At 41.1% G+C, this 1291-nt stretch carries 1 protein-coding gene and 1 pseudogene; both read left to right on the top strand.

The window, feature by feature from the left end; translation table 11 throughout:
* A pseudogene (locus ACT3RM_RS17885) lies at window positions 1-243 on the top strand (IS3 family transposase); the annotation flags it as partial.
* On the top strand, window positions 240-1289 hold the full coding sequence (locus ACT3RM_RS17880) for an IS3 family transposase (protein WP_110957786.1): 1050 nt from the start codon (window positions 240-242) through the stop codon (window positions 1287-1289). The pseudogene ACT3RM_RS17885 and the gene ACT3RM_RS17880, both read left to right, overlap by 4 nt.
* Window positions 1290-1291 lie beyond the last annotated feature (2 nt).

Here is a 1291-nt window from a genome sequence, read left to right as displayed (position 1 = left end):
TGCCGAGGCAAAGGTCTTTATGTGGAACAAGTATCGGCTTGGCGAAATGCGTGTATAGATGCAAACGCTAACGTTAAAGAGCAAGAAAAAGCCTTCTCCACCGAAACAAAGAAAGATAAAAAACAGATCAATCAATTAGAAAAGGAGCTACGTCGAAAAGATAAGGCACTCGCTGAAACCGCAGCACTATTGGTGTTAAGAAAAAAAGCAAATGCGATCTGGGGGGAAGCCGAGGACGAATGATCCTCGACTCAGCTCGCATTCAAGCAGTTAAACTAGTTAATGAAGCTGTGAGTTCTGGTGCGCCAAAGTTTAAAGCTTGCCGTGAACTTGGGATCAGTGTCCGGACGTATCAACGTTGGACTGTTGACGGGAACATAAAAACAGATGGTAGACCAATATCTCAGCGCCCTGAGCCAAAAAATAAGCTATCAAAAGCAGAGAGAGATAACATATTAGCCATCGTTAATAGCGATGATTTTAAGAGCTTACCACCAAGCCAAATCGTCCCTACATTAGCAGATGAGGGTATTTATCTTGCTTCTGAATCAACATATTATCGTGTTCTTCATGAAGAAAAACAGCAAAACGCTCGCGGACGTAGTCAGATAAAAGAGAGAAAAGTACCGACGACACACTGTGCTACAGGGCCAAACCAAGTGTGGTGTTGGGATATTACTTGGTTACCAGGCCCCGCTAAAGGGCTGCATTTTTATTTATATTTGATACTCGATATATTTAGTCGAAAGATTGTTGGATGGGAAATTCATGATGACGAATCAGCAGAAAATGCATCAATATTAATTAAGAAAGCTCATTTAAAAGAAGGAGTTAAAGATAATCCTCTGGTACTGCATTCGGATAATGGAAGCCCAATGAAAGGCTCATCAATGCTTGAAACACTTTATAGTTTAGGTGTCGTGTCGTCTTTTAATCGTCCTAGGGTGAGCAATGATAATGCTTATGCTGAGTCGATATTTAAAACGTGTAAATATCGCCCTGACTATCCGTATAAAGGGTTTTCAACAATTGATGAGGCGCGTAGTTGGGTGTTGAAATTTAGCCACTGGTATAATTTTAACCACAAACATAGTGGCATCAAATACGTCAGCCCACATCAAAGGCATTCAGGATTAGCGGGTGACATATTGGCTAATAGAAAAGAAGTTTATCAAGGTGCTAAAGATGCTCACCCTGAGCGCTGGAGCGGTAATATCCGTAATTGGGATTTACCAAAAGAAGTGTACTTAAACCCTGAACAAAATAGTGTCAAGGCTGAGAGTGCATAACG

This window comes from Pseudoalteromonas sp. AOP7-A1-14, from assembly GCF_052376275.1.
Lineage (GTDB): Bacteria > Pseudomonadota > Gammaproteobacteria > Enterobacterales > Alteromonadaceae > Pseudoalteromonas.
Note: the sequence above shows the minus strand (reverse complement) of the source record. Positions and strands in the feature narration are given on the sequence as shown.

Coding starts and splice junctions, on each gene's coding strand:
- ACT3RM_RS17880 (WP_110957786.1), top strand. CDS start 240: ATGATCCTCGACTCAGCTCGCATTCAAGCAGTTAAACTAGTTAATGAA.